The 17433-nt window shown below is 74.1% G+C and carries 10 protein-coding genes and 1 tRNA gene; 9 read left to right on the top strand and 2 right to left on the bottom strand.

What is annotated here, in order from left to right:
• Window positions 1–70: 70 nt before the first annotated feature.
• The 5 genes from ggpS (at window position 71) to P2H44_RS05335 (ending at window position 11345) form a co-directional block, all read left to right on the top strand.
• Window positions 71–1588 carry a glucosylglycerol-phosphate synthase gene (gene ggpS / locus P2H44_RS05355; RefSeq protein WP_275762415.1) on the top strand — a complete coding sequence of 506 codons (1518 nt, stop codon included), beginning with the start codon at window positions 71–73 and terminating at the stop codon, window positions 1586–1588.
• A gap of 312 nt (window positions 1589–1900) precedes the next feature.
• Window positions 1901–3103: a YbfB/YjiJ family MFS transporter gene (locus P2H44_RS05350; protein ID WP_275762414.1), complete on the top strand. Its 1203-nt coding sequence runs from the start codon at window positions 1901–1903 to the stop codon at window positions 3101–3103.
• Between the two features lie 217 nt (window positions 3104–3320).
• Complete coding sequence (gene glgA / locus P2H44_RS05345) at window positions 3321–4754, top strand: glycogen synthase GlgA (protein ID WP_275762413.1); 1434 nt, start codon at window positions 3321–3323, stop codon at window positions 4752–4754.
• Window positions 4751–8848 (top strand): glycogen debranching protein GlgX, encoded by a 4098-nt coding sequence (gene glgX, locus P2H44_RS05340; RefSeq protein WP_275762412.1) that lies wholly within the window; start codon window positions 4751–4753, stop codon window positions 8846–8848. The genes glgA and glgX overlap by 4 nt, the downstream gene beginning before the upstream one ends.
• 85 nt (window positions 8849–8933) lie before the next feature.
• A complete protein-coding gene (locus P2H44_RS05335) occupies window positions 8934–11345 on the top strand; it encodes a glycogen/starch/alpha-glucan phosphorylase (protein WP_275762411.1) in 2412 nt (803 codons plus the stop codon).
• 79 nt (window positions 11346–11424) lie between these two features.
• Here the strand turns inward: P2H44_RS05335 and P2H44_RS05330 are convergent, their stop codons facing one another.
• Window positions 11425–12459 (bottom strand): zinc ABC transporter substrate-binding protein, encoded by a 1035-nt coding sequence (locus P2H44_RS05330; RefSeq protein WP_275762410.1) that lies wholly within the window; start codon window positions 12457–12459, stop codon window positions 11425–11427.
• Between the two features lie 205 nt (window positions 12460–12664).
• Between P2H44_RS05330 and P2H44_RS05325 the strand changes: the two genes are divergently transcribed.
• The 3 genes from P2H44_RS05325 to P2H44_RS05315 are packed head-to-tail and all read left to right on the top strand — an operon-like array spanning window position 12665 to window position 14852.
• Window positions 12665–13204, top strand: a complete 540-nt coding sequence (locus P2H44_RS05325; protein WP_275762409.1) for a transcriptional repressor — start codon at window positions 12665–12667, stop codon at window positions 13202–13204.
• Window positions 13201–14049: a metal ABC transporter ATP-binding protein gene (locus P2H44_RS05320; protein WP_275762408.1), complete on the top strand. Its 849-nt coding sequence runs from the start codon at window positions 13201–13203 to the stop codon at window positions 14047–14049. The genes P2H44_RS05325 and P2H44_RS05320 overlap by 4 nt, the downstream gene beginning before the upstream one ends.
• A complete protein-coding gene (locus P2H44_RS05315) occupies window positions 14046–14852 on the top strand; it encodes an iron chelate uptake ABC transporter family permease subunit (RefSeq protein ID WP_275762407.1) in 807 nt (268 codons plus the stop codon). Before P2H44_RS05320 ends, P2H44_RS05315 begins: the two co-directional genes overlap by 4 nt.
• Before the next feature lie 14 nt (window positions 14853–14866).
• Here the strand turns inward: P2H44_RS05315 and P2H44_RS05310 are convergent.
• Window positions 14867–14943 (bottom strand) — tRNA-Arg (locus P2H44_RS05310).
• Window positions 14944–15078: 135 nt separating this feature from the next.
• On the opposite strand from P2H44_RS05310, the gene P2H44_RS05305 reads away from it, so the two are divergent.
• Entirely contained in the window at window positions 15079–17304 is a 2226-nt protein-coding gene (locus tag P2H44_RS05305; protein ID WP_275762406.1) for a putative bifunctional diguanylate cyclase/phosphodiesterase, read from the top strand.
• The last annotated feature ends 129 nt before the right edge of the window (window positions 17305–17433 follow it).

The following is a 17433-nucleotide window of genomic DNA, read 5'->3' as shown; positions in this document are numbered from 1 at the left end:
AGGTCCGGGCGCAGGGGCGCCCGGGCGAAAGATCAAGATCCGTTTCAATGACCCGACCGGGAGAAGCCAGATGTCCTCCGATCTCGTGATCGTCTACCACCGCCAGCCCTATGAGGAGGTCGTGGTCGACGGAAAGGTCGAGCGACGCGCGAACAAGAGCCCCAACGGCATCGTGCCGACCCTGAAGAGCTTCTTCGGCCGCGTGGGCAAGGGCGCCTGGGTGGCCTGGAAGCTGGCCGACGATCCCAACGAGCCCGACTTCGAGCCGGTGGTCGAGATCACCGACAACTTCGGCACCTACAACGTCTCGCGCCTGCCGCTGCGCGAGGACCAGGTCTCGAGCTTCTACCACGTGACCTCGAAGGAGGCCTTCTGGCCGATCCTCCATTCCTTCAAGGACAAGTACAATTACGATCCCGTCGACTGGCCGACCTTCCGGGAGGTGAACTGGGCCTTCGCCGAGGCCGCCGCCAACGAGGCCGCGCAGGGCGCGGTGGTCTGGGTCCACGACTACAACCTGTGGCTGGTGCCGGCCTACCTGCGCACCCTGCGCCCGGACGTGAAGATCGCCTTCTTCCACCACACGCCCTTCCCCTCGGCCGACATGTTCAACGTGCTGCCCTGGCGCGCGGAGATCGTGCAGTCGCTGCTCGCCTGCGACGTGGTGGGCTTCCACATCCCGCGCTACGCGCAGAACTTCATCCACGTCGCCCGCTCGCTCTTCGACATCGAGGGCGTGGACGAGGAGAAGTCGAACCCCGACTTCGTCCCCGCCGGCGGCATGGCGCTGCAGGAGCGGATCACCCCCACCTACCTCAACCACGAGGGCCGCAAGATCGCCATCGGCGCCTTCCCAGTGGGCGTGGACGTGGAGTTCATCCAGGAGCGGGCGCGCTCGCCCGAGACCGCGGTGTCGCGCTACCAGATCCGCGAGGAGCTGGGCGACGACAGCAAGCTGATCGTCTCGGTCAGCCGCACCGACTACACCAAGGGCAACATCGAGCAGCTGCAGGCCTTCGAGCGGCTGCTGGAGCGGCGGCCGGAGCTGCGCGGCAAGGTGCGGCTGATGCATGTCTCGGTGACCGCCAACCGCAACATGACCGCCTACGAGACGGTGCAGAACGAGATCGAGGGGATCACCGGGCGCATCAACGGCCGCTTCGGCAGCTTCGAGTGGCAGCCCGTGTCGCTGATCGGCACAGCGATCCCCTTCGACGAGCTGATCGCCTACTACCAGGCCGCCGACGTGTGCTGGATCACGCCGCTGGCCGACGGCCTGAACCTGGTGGCCGAGGAGTTCTGCGCCGCGCGCACCGACGGCGACGGGGTGCTGGTGCTCTCGGAGTTCGCGGGCGTCGCGGTGGCGCTGTCGGACGCGGTGATCACCAACCCGTTCTCGCACCGCGCGATGGACTCGGCCATCGACCAGGCGCTCGACATGGAGGAGGAGGAGCGGCGCGCCCGGATGCTCCAGCTCCGCCGCAAGGTCGCCAAGTACGACATCAAGGCCTGGGCGGCCGAGCAGCAGCGCCTGTTCGACCTCGTCTCCAAGAGCGAGCCCAAGGACGGGGAGACCGAGGCGGCCTGACCGCCCGGCGCGCTCCCCGGCATCGACGCGAGACCCGGCGCGCGGCCCGACATCGGGCCGCGCGTCGCGCGTTCGCCCGGCCCCGCCGTCGCGCCCGCGCGGCCGGTCGCCGGGGCGCCGGGGCCCGGCCGTCTCCGGCGGCGAGGGCGCGCGGAGCGGTCGAGCGGGGCGAAGCGCTCTGACCGGCCGGTCGGTCGAAATCTGGGCGCGTCCTGCATTCCCTCTGCGCCCGCGCTCGGCTAGACCTTCCCCGGAAGAACGACGATCGGCGCCGCAGACGCGCCGGCGCGGGCAGGTGGGGAGGCCGCCTTCATGACCGACGAGAGCCGCGCCTGGCGGCGCGCCCTGCTGACGGCGCTGGGGCTTTCGGCCGCCGCGACCATCGCGCTGGGCTTCTCGCGCTTCGCCTATTCGCTGCTGCTGCCTGCGATGCAGGAAGACCTCGGGCTGAGCTACGTCGAGGCCGGGGCGCTGAACACGTTCAACGCGGTCGGCTACCTCGCCGGCGCCTTCGGCGCGGCCTGGGCGGCGCGACGCTGGGGGGTGACGCGCCCGTTCATGGCGGGGGTCGCGCTGAGCACCCTGGCGCTCGCCGCCACCGCCTTTCCGGCGAGCCTCGACGTGCTGTCGGCGCTGCGGGCGCTGGGCGGGTTCTTCGGGGCTTTCGCCTACATCCTCGGCGCGGCTCTGGCAGGGGCGGCGGCGCCCACGCTCTCGGCCGAGCGGCGGGGGATCCTGCTGGGGATCTATTCCTCGGGGCCGGCGGCGGGGATCGTGCTGTCGGGCCTCGCCGCGCCCGCGGCGGCGGGGCTGGACGAGAGCGGCTGGCGCGCGGGCTGGCTGGCGCTGGCGGCGCTCGCCGCGCTCGGAACGGCGGCGGCGCTGCCGGCGGCGCGGGCCGCGACCCCGCCCGGCCCCCCGCGGCGCGGCGGACGGCTGAGCCGGGCGGACTTCCTGCACATCCTGCCCACCACCGTCGCCTACACCTGCTTCGGCGCGGGCTACGCGGGGTGGACCACCTTCGTGATCGCGATGCTCAAGGCCCAGGGCGAGTCCGAGGCGCTGGCCGCCCGCTTCTGGATCGTGATGGGCGGCGTGGGCGTGGTCTCGGCCGTCGGCTGGGGGCGCATGCTGGGGCGGCTGCCCGCGAACCGCGGCGGCGCCATCGCCTATGCGACGACGCTGGTCGGCTCCTTGCCCGCGCTGATCTGGCCGGGACCGGCGGGGGCCTTCGCCTCGGCCGCGATCTACGGGGGCAGCGTGATGGCGGGGCCGATCGCGATGTCGATCGTGGCGCAGCGGCATCTCGCGCCCGAGTCCATCGCGCCCGCCGTCGCCTCGATGACCATCTGCTTCGCGGTGGGGCAGTCGGCGGGGCCGATCCTGTCGGGCTGGGTCTCGGACGTCACCGGCGACGTCGCCATGGGCCTGTGGATCGCGCCGGTGCTGCTGGCGGGAGCGGCCGTCGCCTCGTTGTTCCAGAGCCCGCCGCGGCCGGCGGCGCTGGCCGCCTGAGCGGGGCCGCGCGCCGCCGCGTCGCCGCGGGACGGTCAACGGTTCGTCAACCTTGCCGGGTTCAACAGGGGATGCGCGGCGAGGGACGCCGGCGCCTCCTGCGGCCTCCCGTTCATTGAACGCCGGGGCGGGGGCGTGCATCCTGCGCCCGTCCCATCCTGGCGCGTCCCCTCCCGACGCGCCCGACCCTGACGCCCCCCTGCGCCGGAGCCGCCCCTTGCAGATCCTCTCGGTCGTTTCGGAATGCGCGCCCCTGGTGAAGACCGGGGGGCTCGCGGACGTCGCGGGCGCGCTGCCCGGCGCGCTGGCGCCGCTGGGCGTGCGGATGCGCACCCTGCTGCCGGCCTATCCGGGGCTGGCCGCGCGGCTCTCCCGCCCGCGGGCGCACGCGTGGAGCACGCCCTTCGGCCCCGTGCGTCTGCTGGAGGGGGAGGCGGAGGGGCTGGACCTGATCCTGATCGAGTCGCCCCTCTACGACCGCGCCGGCGGCGGGCCTTACACCGGTCCCGACCGGCGCGACTGGCCCGACAACCACCTGCGCTTCGGCCTGCTGTCCTGGCTGGGCGCGGGGGTCGCCGCCTGGGGGCTGGACGGCTGGACCGCGGACGTGGTCCATGCCCACGACTGGCAGGCGGGCCTCGCCCCCACCTACCTGCGCCTGCTGGGCCCCGAGGCGCCGCGCGCGGTGCTGACCATCCACAACATCGCCTACCAGGGCGTCTTCGGGCGCGAGGCGCTGGGCGCGCTGACCCTGCCCGAGGCGATGTTCACGCCCGAGCATGTGGAGTTCCACGGCCTGGTGGGCTTCCTCAAGGCCGGGCTCGCCCATGCCGAGCGGATCACCACCGTCTCGCCGACCTATGCGCGCGAGCTGCTGACGCCGGCCTTCGGCTGGGGGCTCGACGGGCTGCTGCGCCACCGGGCGGGGGACCTCGAGGGGATCCTCAACGGCATCGACACCGGCGTCTGGGATCCGGCGAGCGACCCCAACCTCGCGGCCAACTACGAGCGGCCGAAGCAGAAGGCCCCCAACCGCGCCGCGGTATGCGAGCGCTTCGGCGTCGCGCCGGCGGAGGGGGCGCCGCTGTTCTGCGTCGTCTCCCGCATGACCCGCCAGAAGGGGCTCGACCTGCTGATCGAGGCGCTGCCGGCGTTGCTGGAGGAGGGGGCGGCGCTGGCCGTCATCGGTTCGGGCGACGAGGACCTGGAGCAGGCCTACCGCGCCGCCGCCCAGGCCCATCCCGGGCGCGTGGGGGTGGAGATCGGCTATGACGAGCCCGCCTCCCACCTGCTGCAGGCCGGCGCCGACGCGATCCTGATCCCCTCGCGGTTCGAGCCCTGCGGCCTGACCCAGCTGATCGGGCTGCGCTACGGGACCGCGCCGGTGGTGGCGCGCACCGGGGGGCTGGCGGACACGGTGGTGGACGCCAACGCCGCCGCCCTGCGCACGGGCGTCGCCACCGGCTTCGTGCACGCCCCCGACGACGTGGGGGATCTCGCCGAGGCGATCCGGCGGACCTGCGCGGTCCACCGCGATCCGAAGGCCTGGGGGAAGCTGACCCGCAACGCCATGGCCCAGCCCGTCGGCTGGGACGAGAGCGCCCAGCGCTACGCCGCCCTCTACCGCCGTCTCGCCCCGGCGGCCGCATGAGCTGGACGATCGCCGAAGGCAGCCCCGCCGCGCCCGGCCTGCGCCTGACCGCGACCGGGGCGAACGTCGCCGTGCTCTCGGCTCATGCCGAGCGGATCGAGCTGTGCCTGTTCGATCCCGACGGGCGGGAGAGCGCGCGCCTGCCGCTGCCGTACCGCACCGGCGACATGCACCACGCCCATGTCGAGGGGATCGGGGAGGGTCAGCTCTACGCCCTGCGCGCCCACGGGCCCTGGGATCCGGCCGCGGGGCATCGCTTCAACCCCGCGAAGCTGCTGCTCGACCCCTGGGCGCTGGCCTTCACCGGCGATCCGGCCTGGGACCAGGTCCTGTGCGCCCATGCGCCGGACGACCCGCTCGCCCCCGATCCGCGCGACAGCGCCGCCGTCATGCCCCGCTGCATCGCCGTGCCCGACCGGCCGAAGGTCGACCCGGCCGAGCGTCCGCGCCGCGCGCCGGGGGAGCTGGTGGTCTACGAGGCCCACGTCTGCGGCCTGACCCGCCTGCACCCCGAGATCCCCGAGCCGATCCGCGGAACCTACGAGGCGCTGGGCCATCCCGCGATCCTCGCCCACCTGCAGCGCCAGGGCGTCACCGCGCTGGAGCTGCTGCCGGTCCACGCCTTCGCGGACGAGCCGCACCTCGTGCGTCTCGGGCTGACGAACTACTGGGGTTACAACACCTACGGGTTCTTCGCGCCCTCGCCCCGCTACATGGGGCCGAAGGGGGCCGACGGGCTGCGCGAGGCGATCGCGGCGCTGCATGGCGCGGGGATCGAGGTGATCCTCGACGTGGTCTACAACCACTCGGCCGAGGGGGACGAGGACGGGCCCTGCGTGATGTTCCGCGGGCTCGACGACGCGAGCTGGTATCGCCACCACCCGGACGCGCCCGGCGGCTACTCGAACGAGACGGGCTGCGGCAACACGCTGGACCTCTCGAAACCCTTCGCCCAGCGGCTGGCGCTGGACAGTCTGCGGTGGTGGGCCGAGCGGATGGGCGTGGACGGGTTCCGCTTCGACCTCGCCCCGGTGCTGGCGCGGGGACGGGACGGGGAGGTGGACATGACCTCCGACTTCCTCGCCACCCTTCGCGCCGACCCTGCGCTGGCCGAGCTGCACCTGATCGCCGAGCCCTGGGACATCGGCCCCGGCGGCTGGCAGACCGGGGCCTTCCCGCCGGGCTGGCGGGACTGGAACGACGGCTTCCGCGACGCCGTCCGCCGCTTCTGGAAGAACGACGCGCGCGGGGCGCAGGACCTGGCCTCGGCCCTGCTGGGCTCGGCCGAGGCCTTCGACCATGACGGCCGGCCGGCCTGGTCGTCGGTCAACTTCGTCTCGGCCCACGACGGGTTCACGCTGGCGGACCTGACGATGTACGCCGAGCGGCGGAACTGGGCGAACGGCGAGGACAACCGCGACGGCCACGCCCACGAGGACAGCGACCCGATGGGCCCCGAGGGTCCCGGCGCGCCGGAGCAGGAGGCCGCGCGCGCGCGGCGCCGGCGCAACCTGCTGCTGACGGTCTTCGCAGCCCAAGGCGCCCCGATGCTGCGCGCGGGCGACGAGATCGGGCAGAGCCAGGGCGGCAACAACAACGCCTATTGCCAGGACAACGAGACCACCTGGATCGACTGGCTGCGCGGCGACGACGACCTCGCCGCCTTCGCCGCCGCCGCAGCCCGTCTGCGCGCGCGCCTGCCGGCCCTGCGCCAGCCCCTGTTCCTGCATGGCGACCCCCGCGCCGACGGCGCGCCCGAGATCGAGTGGGCCGCGCTGGCGGGCGGCGCGCCCGCCTGGGACGACGACGGCCTGCCGGGCCTGGTGCTGGTCCTGCGCGGCGCCGCCGCGACGCCCGCCGCGGAGGCCGACCCCGCCCCCGTGGCGCTGGCGCTGAACGCAGGCGCGGCGCCCTCGCCCCTCGAGCTGCCGGCGCCCGGGGAAGGGTTGCGCTGGCGCCTCGCGCTCGACACCGCGCATCCGCACGGGACGCCCTTGGGTTCGGGCGCGCCGCCGCTGGAGATCGGCCCCGACCACGCGCTGGTCTTCGAGGCCGTGCCCGCCGATCCCGCGCCCACGCGCCTGGCGCGCGAGGTCGGGATCTTCGCGCGGTACTACGAGATCACGGGGACCGAGCGCGTCGCCTCCGACGCCACCCGCGACCGGCTGCTGGCCGCCATGGACCTGCCGACCGAGGCGGCCGAGGCCGAGGCGGCGCTGGACGCGCGCCATGCCGCCGCCCGCGCCCGGCGCCTGCCGCGCGAGGCGGTGGTCGAGGCCGCGGACGGGCAGGGCGGCGGCGCCCCCTGGCCCCTGCCGGCGCCCCTCGGCTGGACCCTGCACCTCGAGGATGGCGAGAGCCTGAGCGGCGGCGTGGGCGAGCCCGTGCCCCCGCTCCCCGCCGGCCTGCACCTGCTGGAGGCGGGGGGCGAGGAGGTGCTGCTCGCCGCCGCGCCCCCCGCCGCGCCCTCGGTCGAGGCGGTCGCGGGGCAGGCGCGCGTCTGGGGCCTGACCGGGGCGGTCTATGCGCTGACCGGGCCGCGGAGCCTGGGCGAGGGCGACTTCGCCGATCTCGCGGAGGCCGCCGCCTCCGCCGCCGGGCTGGGGGCGGCCTTCCTCGGCGTGAACCCGATCCACGCGCTGGGCGTCGCCTATCGCGGGACCAGCCCCTATTCGCCCTCGACCCGCGTGGCGCTCGACGCGCGCCGGGTGGCGCCGCGGCTGGTCCCCGGCTTCTCGCCCGACCTGCTGCCGGAGGGCGCGGCCGAGGCGCTGGCCGCCTGGGCGCCCGAGCCGCTGACCGACCCCGAGCTTCACGCCCGCCAGCGCGAGCCTGCGTTGCGCGCGCTCTTCGACGCCGCCTGGTCCCATCCCGGCGCGCCGGGGGCGGAGGCGTTCGACGACTGGCTGTCGGATCCCGGCGCCCACCGCGTCGCCTTCGCCGTCTACGAGGCGCTGTCGGAGCTGCACGGCGACGACTGGCGCGCCTGGCCCGAGGCGCTGCGCGACCCCGCCTCGCCCGCCGTCGCGGCTTTCGGCGAGAGCCATGCGGAGGCGATCCGCTACCACGCCTGGCTGCAATGGCTGGCCGAGACGCAGCTCGCCGCCGCCCAGACCGCGGCGACCGAGGCGGGGATGGCCCTGGGCCTCTACCTCGACATCGCCGTCGGGGTGCGCCCGGGCGGGGCCGAGACCTGGGCGAACCCCACGGCCTTCGCCCGCGGCGTCAGTCTCGGCGCGCCGCCCGACGCGCTGAACAGCCAGGGGCAGGCCTGGGGCCTCGCCCCCTACAGCCCCGAGGGCCTGCGCCGCCTGCGCTACGCGCCGTTCCGGGAGATGCTGCGCTCGGCCATGCGGGCGGCGGGGGCGGTGCGCATCGACCACGTCATCGGCCTCGACCGCTGCTTCTGGGTTCCCGAGGACGGCGCGCCCGGCGGCTACGTGAAATACCCCACCGCGATGCTGATGGCGCTGGTGCGCATCGAGGCCGCGCGCCATGGCTGCGTGGTGGTGGGGGAGGACCTGGGCACCGTCCCCGACGGGCTGCGGGAGAGCCTGGCCGAGTCGAACCTGCACGGCTGCGCGATCCTGCAGTTCGAGGGCGGGCCGCACGGCTATCGCAACCCGAAGGACTTCGCCGAGGCGAGCCTCGCGGCCTTCGGCACCCACGACACGCCCACGCTCGCGGGCTGGTGGGCGGCCGACGACGCCGACCTGCGCCTGTCGCTGGGCCACATCGACGCCGAGGGGGCCGAGGCGGTGCGCGAGGAGCGCGCGGCTTGCCGCGTCGCCATGTGCCGCCTGCTGGCGGAGGAGGATCTGCTGCCCGAGGGCCTGGACCCCGAGGCGCCGCCCGCGCTCGCCGACGCGGCGCTGCGCGAGGCGATCCATGCGCTTCTGGCCCGCGGATCCTCGGCGCTGATGGCGGTGCAGATCGACGACGCCTTCGGCGTGCGCGAGCCCCAGAACGTGCCCGGAACCACCACCGAGGCCCCCAACTGGCGCCGCCGCCACCCCGTCGCCGCTGCCGAAATCGGCGGCGCCGAGGTGCTGCGGGCCCTTGCTCAGCGCCTAGAATTCGAGCGATCGAGTTGAACCTGCGACGAACCCGCCCCCTGTTCGTTGCCCTTCGTCAATCTATCGTGCAATAGCCTCGTTCGAGCAGCACAGGGACCAGGCCATGAACTTCCGCCACGCCGTCTCGCGCCCCACCGACGCCGACGAGCTCGCCGACGCCGTTCTCAACCACCTGACCTTCACGATCGGGAAGACCACGGACACCGCGACGCTCTCGGACTGGCGGCTGGCGCTGACGCACGCGATCCGCGACATGGTCGTCGCGCCCTGGTTCGACAGCGTCCGCCAGGTCTACAAGGAAGACCGCAAGCGCGTTTACTACCTGTCGATGGAGTTCCTCATCGGCCGCCTGCTCGAGGATGCGATCGACAACCTCGGGCTGGGCGAGATGGCGCGCAAGGCCGTCGAGAAGCACGGCATCGACTGGCGCGAGGTGCTCGACGACGAGCCCGACGCGGCGCTCGGCAACGGCGGCCTGGGCCGGCTGGCGGCCTGCTTCCTCGACTCGATGTCCACCGTCGGCCTGCCGGCCCACGGCTACGGCATCCGCTACGATCACGGCCTGTTCCGCCAGGGCTTCCACGAGGGCTGGCAGGTGGAGGAGGCCGAGGAGTGGCTTCGCCAGGCCCACCCGTGGGAGTTCCAGCGCCGCGAGGTGCAGCACCGCATCGGCTTCGGCGGCTCGGTCCGCCAGGGCGAGGGCGACGCGGCCGAGTGGGAGCCCGAGGAGGTGGTGATCGCCGCCGCCTACGACACGCCCGTTCCCGGCTGGGGCGGCCGCTGGACCAACACCCTGCGGCTGTGGTCCGCCAAGCCCGAGCGGCTGTTCGAGCTCGACCGCTTCAACCGCGGCGACTTCGTGGGCGCGGCCGCGCCGGCGATCCTGGCGCAGACCATCTCCCGCGTCCTTTACCCCGACGACACCACCCCGCAGGGCAAGGAGCTGCGGCTGAAGCAGGAATACTTCTTCACCGCCGCCTCGGTCCGCGACCTGCTGCGCCGCTTCGTCTCCGATCACCAGGACGTGCGGGAGCTGCCCAACAAGGTCGCCATCCAGCTCAACGACACCCATCCCGCCATCGCGGTGGCGGAGCTGGTGCGCCTGCTGATCGACCGCCACGGGCTGAGCTTCGACGAGGCGTTCGAGGTCTCCCGCGGGACGCTGCACTACACCAACCACACCCTGATGCCCGAGGCGCTGGAGCGCTGGTCGTGGGACCTGATGTCCCGCGTGCTGCCGCGCCACCTGCAGATCATCGAGAAGATCAACCGCCGCCATGAGCAGGAGTTCCCCGACCGCCCCGAGGCGACGCGGATCATCGACCATGGCGAGATCCGGATGGGCAACCTCGCCTTCGTCGGCTCGTGCAAGGTGAACGGGGTCTCGGCCCTGCACACCGACCTGATGAAGAAGACGGTCTTCAAGGACCTGCATGAGCTGCACCCCGACCGCATCGTGAACGTCACCAACGGCGTCACCCCGCGGCGCTGGATCAACACCTGCAACGGGCGCCTGCGCGACCTGCTGAACGAGACGGTGGGCGAGGGCTGGATCACCGACCTCGACAAGCTCGAGCGGATCCGCCCGCACGCCACGCAGCGCTCGTTCCAGGACGCGCTGTGGGACGCCAAGCGGATCAACAAGGCCGCCCTGTCGAACTGGCTGCTGGAGCATACCGGCGTGGGCGTCGACCCCGACGCCATGTTCGACGTGCAGATCAAGCGCATCCACGAATACAAGCGCCAGCTGCTCAACATCCTCGAGGCCGCGGCGCTCTACAACGAGATGCGCGACAATCCCGGCAAGGACTGGACGCCGCGGGTGAAGCTCTTCGGCGGCAAGGCCGCGCCGGGCTACCAGCAGGCGAAGCTGATCATCAAGCTGATCAACGACATCGGCCGGAAGATCAACGAGGATCCGGCGATCGGCGACCGGCTGAAGATCGTGTTCCCGCCCAACTACAACGTCTCGATGGCCGAGCGGCTGATCCCCGCCTCGGACCTGTCCGAGCAGATCTCCACCGCGGGGATGGAGGCGTCGGGCACCGGCAACATGAAGCTCTCGATGAACGGGGCGCTGACGGTCGGCACGCTCGACGGCGCCAACGTCGAGATCCGCGAGGCGGTGGGACCCGAGAACATCTTCATCTTCGGCAAGACCGCCGACGAGGTCCACGCGATGCGCGAGCGGGGCTACGACTCCCGCCCCGCCATCGAGGCGGACGAGCGGCTGGCCCGCGTCATCACCCAGATCGAGCGGGGCGTGTTCTCGCCCGACGATCCCGGCCGCTTCCGGGGCATCGCCGACACGCTGCGCCACCACGACTGGTTCATGGTGACGGCGGATTTCTCCAGCTACTGGACCGTCCAGCGCCGCATCGACGACGCCTGGAAGGACCGGCGCGACTGGCTGCGCAAGTCGGCGATCAACATCGCCGGCATGGGGCGGTTCAGCTCCGACCGCTCGATCAAGAACTACGCGGACTACGTGTGGGAGGCCGAATACGGCTTCTGATCCGGCCCGCCGCGGCCCTGGATGCGCGAACGCCCCGGACCTCGGTCCGGGGCGTTCTGCGTTTCAACGTCTGGGGGCCTCAGGCGCGGTCGCCCAGGCATTCCAGCAGGCTCTTGGCCATGGCCTCGATCAGGGCGGGGTAGAGCTCCGGCCCCGGGGTCAGCGTGGCGCCCAGCGGGTCGAGCACGCCGCGGCGGACCTCGTCGCCCGCGACCGAGTCGATCAGGCGGGCGGGCATCTGCGGCTCGGCGAAGACGCACAGCGCCCGGGTCGTCTCGATCGCCTCGCGCACCTCGGCCACCCGGCGCGCGCCGGGCGAGGCCGCGTCGCCCAGCGACACGGCCGCCGAGGCGGGCATGTCGAAGCGTTCCTCGAAATGACGGTAGGCGTCGTGGAAGACGACGTAGGGGCGGTGATGCACCGGCTCCAGCAGCTCCTCGGCCGTGCGCGCCGCGGCCTCGATCCGGGCGCGGCCGGCGGCGGCGTTGGCGGCGTAGGTCTCGGCGCGGGCCGGGTCGATGCGCGCCAGCGCATCCGCGATGGCGTCGAGCCAGACGAGCGCGTTGTCGGGGTTCAGCCAGGCGTGCGGGTCGAGGCCGTGATGGTCGTGGCCGTCATGCCCGGCGTCGTCATGCCCCTCGCCCTCATGCTCCCCGGCGTGCGCCGCGTCGGCGGGGTCATGGTCGTCGTGGCCGTCCTCGTCATGCGCGGCATGGTCGTCGTCGTGATCGTGGCCGCCGGCGAAGACCGCCGCCTCGCGGAAGGGCAGGGCGTGGGTCCCGGGCAGGTCCAGCAGGTCGAGGCGCACCGCCTCGGGCCGGGCCAGGGCGTCGGCGGCCTCGTCGAGCCAGGGGGCGAGCGCCGGGCCGATGGAGATCACCAGGTCCGCCCGCTCCAGCGCGCCGGCCTGGCTGGGGCGCAGGGTGAAGCCGTGGGGCGAGGCGCCGGGCGGCACGATCAGCTCGACCTCGCCCACGCCTGCCATCGCCATCGCCGCGAGGGACTGCACGGGCGGGATGTCGGCCACCACGCGCGGCGCCGTCTGGGCGCCCGCGCTCCCCGCCGCTCCGCCCGCCAGGAGCATCCCCGCCATCGCCCAGCGCATCGCCTTCATGCCTCTCGCCCTTTCCCGCCCGTCGCCGGGCGTGTTCTGATCGCCCGCCGCCGGGCGTGTCGTGGTCGCCCGTCGCCGGGCGCGTCTTGTTCGCCCGCCGCCGGGCGGGATGCGACCGCCCGGTCGCGAGGGCGGTTGCCAGTTCGTGCGGCAGGAGGTAGCAAGGCCGTTACAACATAACAAGTGAAATGTTATAGTGTAACGCATGAGCGATCAGACCCCCTCCGCCCCCGCCGCCCCGCGCGAGCCCGCGCCCGCGGCCTTCCGGCGCCACGACCATCGCCGCTGCGTCGCCGACGCGCGCGCGGCGGTCGAGGCCGCCTGCGCCGAGCGCGGGCTGCGCCTGACGCCGGCGCGGGCGCGGGTGCTCGAGATCCTGCTCGCCTCCCACGAGGCGCTGGGCGCCTACGACGTGCTCGAGCGGCTGCGCGAGGGGGGGCATCCCGCCCAGCCCCCCGTCGCCTACCGCGCGCTGGATTTCCTGGTGGCCAACGGCTTCGCCCACCGGATCGAGAAGCTCAACGCCTTCGTCGCCTGCGCCCATCCCGGCGACGCGGGCCCCGCGGCCCATGCGCCCGCCTTCATGATCTGCCGCGGCTGCCGGCGGGTGGCCGAGACCTCGGCCGCCCCGGCCGCCGCCTCCGTCGCCGACGCCGCGCGGGACCTGGGCTTCGAGGTCGAGCGCACGGTGGTCGAGGTCGAGGGCGTGTGCCCCGATTGCCGCCACCGGGAGGGCGAGGCATGAGCGTCCTCGCCCCCCTCTCCCGCCCCGAGACCGAACCGTCGGCCGAGCCGCTGGTCGAGGCGAAGGGCGTCTCGATCCGCTACGACGGGGTCGAGGTGCTGCGCGACGTCGACCTCAGCCTGCGCGCGGGCGAGATCGTCACGCTGGTGGGGCCCAACGGCTCGGGCAAGACCAGCCTCGCGCGGGCGCTGGCGGGGGCGCTGAAGCCCGCCGCGGGCGCGGTGCGCCGGCGCAAGGGGCTGCGGGTGGGCTATGTTCCGCAGTCGCTGGCGCTCGACCGCACGCTGCCGATGACGGTCGACCGCTTCCTGGCGCTGGCGGGCGAGCGCGACGGCGCCGTGCGCGAGGCCGCGCTGGCGCGCACCGGGGCCACGGGCCTGTCGCGCCGCCAGCTCTCGGAGCTGTCGGGCGGCCAGTTCCAGCGGGCGCTGCTGGCCCACGCCCTGCTGCGCCGGCCGGAGCTGCTGGTGCTGGACGAGCCGACCACCGGCCTCGACCAGCCCGGCGCCTCGGCCTTCTACCGGCTGGTGGCGGAGCTGCGAGACGAGCTGGGCTGCGCGGTGCTGATGGTCAGCCACGACCTGCACGTGGTGATGGCGGCCTCGGACCGGGTGATCTGCCTCAACGGCCACGTCTGCTGCGAGGGCACGCCCACCGTGGTGGCCGCGGCGCCCGAGTACCGGGCCCTGTTCGGCTACGGCACCGGCGGGGCGCTGGCGCTCTACCGCCACGATCACGACCACCACCACGATCATGCGCATGGGCACGGCCACGGTCACGACCACGCGCATGACCATCCCCACGACCCAGCGCCGACGGCGGTGGGGGAGGGGGCCGCGCGATGAGCCTGCTCGACGATTTCCTGGTCCGCGCGGGCGTCGCGGGGGTGGCGGCGGCGCTGGCGGCGGGGCCGCTGGGCTGCTTCGTGGTCTGGCGGCGCATGGCCTATTTCGGCGACGCCATCGCCCATGCCGCGATCCTGGGCGTGGCGATGTCGCTGGCGCTCGAGATCCCGGTCTTCGCGGGCGTTCTGGCGGTGGCGGCGGCCGCCGCCGCCGGCGTCTCGCTCGCCTCCGGGCGCTCCTACGCGGCGGACACGCTGCTGGGGGTGGCGGCGCACACCGCGCTCGCCGGGGGGCTGGTGGCGATGGCCTTCCTGCCGGGGGCGCGGCTGGACCTGATGGGCTATCTCTTCGGCGACATCCTCGCGGTCTCGCGCGCGGACCTGTGGACCATCGTGGGGGGCGCCGCGGCCGCGCTGGCGCTGCTCGCCTGGCGCTGGACGGGGCTGCTCAGCGCCACGCTCTCCCCCGACCTCGCCGCCGCCGAGGGGCGCGATCCCGACCGCGAGCGGCTGATCCTGATGCTGGCCCTGGCCTTCCTGGTGGCCGCGGCGCTGAAGGTGGTGGGGGCGCTGCTGATCACCGCGCTTCTGGTGATCCCCGCCGCCGCCGCCCGCGCGGTCTCCCCCACGCCCGAGCGCATGGCCGCGGCGGCGGCGCTGATCGGCGCGGCCTCGGTGCTGGGCGGGCTCGGCGCCTCCTGGACCTGGGACGCGCCCGCGGGTCCGTCGGTGGTGCTGGCGGCGAGCGGGCTGCTGGCGCTGGCGAATCTCGCCGTCGGGCTCCGGCGCGCGGCGCGCAGGTGACCGCGCGCCGCGGTTGGCGACCCCTCCAGGACTCGAACCCGGAACCTGCGGATTAGAAGTCCGCTGCTCTATCCAGTTGAGCTAAGGGGCCCTGCCGATGCGCCGGGGCATCTAGCCGCCCGAGGCCCGGACGGTCAACGCCGAGCCGCCCTGCGGACCCGCCCATTTCCGCTTTGTTCACGCCTTTCCCTTACCGCGGAGCCGCGAGGCATGCGGGAGAGGCGGCATGATCGTCCGACTGGGCGAAGCTCTGGGCAGTTTCGACCCGCTCTATCTGGGCGGGGGGCTGCTGTTCGTGGCGCTCAACGCCATGGCCGTGTCGCGATTCCTCGTGCGCATGCAGGGCGAACCGCGGGAGCGGCGGCGCCTGTGGCAGACCCTGGTCGGGGCCACCGTCGGGGTCATGGGGTGGTCGAGCACGCTGCTGATCTCGCTGGGCCGCCGCTGGCAGGAGGCGGACGGCGCGCCGGTCGCGGTCTCCTACGACGTGGCGCCGCTGGCGCTGGGGCTGCTCGTCTCGGTGATCCTCTTCACGGCCGCGTTCAACGCGGGCGTGGAGGGGGAGCGCAGCCGTCTGCAGGGCGCGCTGATCGGGGCGGGCTCCGGCGCGGCGGTGCTGGCGGTCTACGCCACGGTCTTCGCGTCGCTGCATGCCGCGGGGCGCTTCTCGCTCGATCCCCTGCCGGCGGCGCTCTCCGCGGCCTTCGCGCTCGGGGGGCTCGGCTGGGCGGGGCTGCGCCTGAACGGCCCCGCCGGGGCGCGGCGCACGGTGCAGGGGACGATCGCGCTGCATGTCTCGATCGTGGGGCTGAACCTGTTCGCGGCCTTCGCGCCCGTGTTCGCGCCCGAGCCCGGGCTGCCGATCCCCGAGGGGCTCGTGGACCGGGCCTCGCTGGGCTACATGGTGCTCGCCTTCTCGGCGCTGAGCGCGGCGACCACCTTCCTGTTCTCCTCCATCGACCTCGCCTCCAACCGCGCGGCGGAGGCGCGGTTCCGCCACCTGGCGCTGCACGATCCGCTGACCGGCCTGCCCAACCGCGCCCTGCTGACCACCGAGCTCGACCGCCGCCTGGCCGAGGCGCGGGCGGAGCGGGAGGCCGACGGCATCGGCCACGGCGGCGCGCTGCTGGCGGTGGTGGGCGTCGACCTCGACCGCTTCAAGCCGGTGAACGACGTGCAGGGCCACGCCGCCGGCGACGCGGTGCTGCAGGGGATCGCCCGCCGGGTCGAGGCGGCGCTGGCCCCGGGCGAGATCTTCGCGCGCACCGGCGGGGACGAGTTCGTCGCCCTCAAGCATCCCTGCACCCGGGAGGAGGCCGAGCGCTTCGCCCGCCGCCTGCACGACGCCATCGTCGCCCCCATCGACTGGCAGGGCGCGAGCCTGGGCGTCGGCGCCTCGCTGGGCATCGCCCTGCACCCGCGCGACGGCGAGGATGCGGGCGCGCTGCTGACCCGCGTCGACCTCGCGCTCTACCGGGCCAAGAAGGAGACGGGGGACGAGATCGTCTTCTACGACCGGCGCATGGACGAGGCCTCGCGCGACCGCTCGGCGCTGGCGATGGAACTGCGCCGGGCGCTGGAGCGCGACGAGTTCGAACTGCGCTACCAGCCCCAGACCGCGCTCGGCGACGGGCGCGTCTTCGCCTACGAGGCGCTGATCCGCTGGCGTCACCCCGCGCGCGGGCTGCTCCCCCCCGACGCCTTCATCCCGGTGGCCGAAAGCACGGGCCTGATCCGCGACATCGGCGCCTGGGTCCTGCACGCCGCCTGCCGCGAGGCCGCGGGCTGGGCGGATCCGGTGGGGGTGGCGGTGAACGTGGCCCCCTCGCAGCTCGCCCAGTCCGATTTCGTCGAGCTGGTGCGCGACGCGCTGCTGGTCTCCGGCCTCGCGGCGGAGCGGCTGGAGCTGGAGGTGACCGAGGCCTCGATGATCGCCGACCACGCCCAGCTGCGCGCGGTGATGGGCCAGCTGAAGGCCCTCGGCGTGCGGGTGGCGATGGACGACTACGGGGCCGGCTACGCCTCGCTGGCGGCGCTGCGCAGCTTCCCCTTCGACAAGATCAAGATCGACCGCGGCTTCGTCGAGAGCCTGGGCCGCGATCCCCAGTCGCTGGCCATCGTGCGCTCGACCCTGCTGCTGGGCCGGGCGCTGGCGATCCCGGTGCTGGCGGAGGGCGTCTCCACCGAGGAAGGGCTGCGCTTCCTGCGCGAGGAAGGCTGCGCCGAGGGGCAGGGCTTCCTTTTCGGCCGCCCGATGGAGGCCGAGGCCGTGCGCCGGAGCATGGGCATGCCCGGGCGCGCCGCGCCGGTCCCGGACGCCGCCGCTCCGCCGCCTTCCGGCGCAGCGCCTGCGGATCGCGAGGCGACCGCGCCCCAGACGCTCGCCCTCCCGCCGCCGGGCGCCGGCGTCGCGACCGACGGCGGGCCGCCCGCCCGCCGCGCCGCCGGCTGAGCCGCGGATGCCGTCCCGCATCGCGTCCGCGGCGGTTCCGTACGCGATCCCCGCCGCGGGGCATGCGCGGGGCGCCTCCGATCCGTCACGCCGCGAGGGGCGCAGGCCCGCTCCGCTCCCGCCGTTCGG

Source organism: Albimonas marina, from assembly GCF_029223255.1.
Taxonomy (GTDB): domain Bacteria; phylum Pseudomonadota; class Alphaproteobacteria; order Rhodobacterales; family Rhodobacteraceae; genus Albimonas.
The sequence above is the reverse complement of the archived record's forward strand: the minus strand, read 5'-3'. Positions and strand labels throughout refer to the sequence as shown.